Below are 797 nucleotides of genomic sequence, written 5' to 3'. Positions count from 1 at the left end.
GCGGGGCGCGCGGTCGTCGCGCGAGAAACCGGGGCGGTCGTCACGGCGGAAGCCACCGCGGTCGCCCTCGCGGCGCGGAGCGCGCTCGTCGCGCGGGTAACCGCCACGGTCGTCACGACGGTCATCGCGGCGGAAACCGCTGCGGTCGTCGTCACGGCGCGGGCCGCGGTCGTCACGCCGGAAGCCGCCGCCGCGCTCGTCCCGACGCCCGCCGCCGGATCCACCGCCGAAGGGCCGGCCGCCACGGTCGTCCCGGCGCGGACCACGGTCGTCACGCCGGAAGCCGCCGCGGTCACCGCCCTCGCGCCGCTGAGGCCGGCGCTCCGAGCGATCGTCGGAAGAGTTGGGGGACATCGACGTGACTCCTGTCTTCGGTACTGCGAACATTCTCGCGCACCGACCACTTCGGCGCGCTTCGGCAAAACAAAAAGGACCCCTGGTCCCAGCATGAACGCTGGGACCAGGGGTCCTGTCAAAGATTGTTCGGCGGCGTCCTACTCTCCCACAGGGTCCCCCCTGCAGTACCATCGGCGCTGAAAGGCTTAGCTTCCGGGTTCGGAATGTAACCGGGCGTTTCCCTAACGCAATGACCACCGAAACCCTATCGGGTTCTAGCGAACAAGCACACTCTTCAATTGAATAAATGAATCAGTGGAACTTGGTTCACCGACGCTGCGACTGTTCGCAACCCGGGAACCACACAGTGGACGCGAGCAACTGAGGACAAGCCCTCGGCCTATTAGTACCAGTCAACTCCACACCTTACGGCGCTTCCATATCTGGCCTATCAACCCAGT

At 66.0% G+C, this 797-nt stretch carries 1 rRNA gene and 1 pseudogene; both read right to left on the bottom strand.

Annotated elements, in window-relative coordinates:
• Window positions 1-354: pseudogene (locus tag IH45_RS0142665) on the bottom strand (DEAD/DEAH box helicase); the annotation flags it as partial.
• 127 nt (window positions 355-481) lie between these two features.
• Window positions 482-598: ribosomal RNA gene (gene rrf / locus IH45_RS0142660) — 5S ribosomal RNA — on the bottom strand.
• Window positions 599-797: the final 199 nt, after the last annotated feature.

The sequence above is a fragment of the Streptomyces rimosus subsp. rimosus genome (assembly GCF_000720725.1).
In the GTDB taxonomy this organism is placed as follows: domain Bacteria; phylum Actinomycetota; class Actinomycetes; order Streptomycetales; family Streptomycetaceae; genus Streptomyces; species Streptomyces rimosus_A.
The sequence above is the reverse complement of the archived record's forward strand: the minus strand, read 5'-3'. Positions and strand labels throughout refer to the sequence as shown.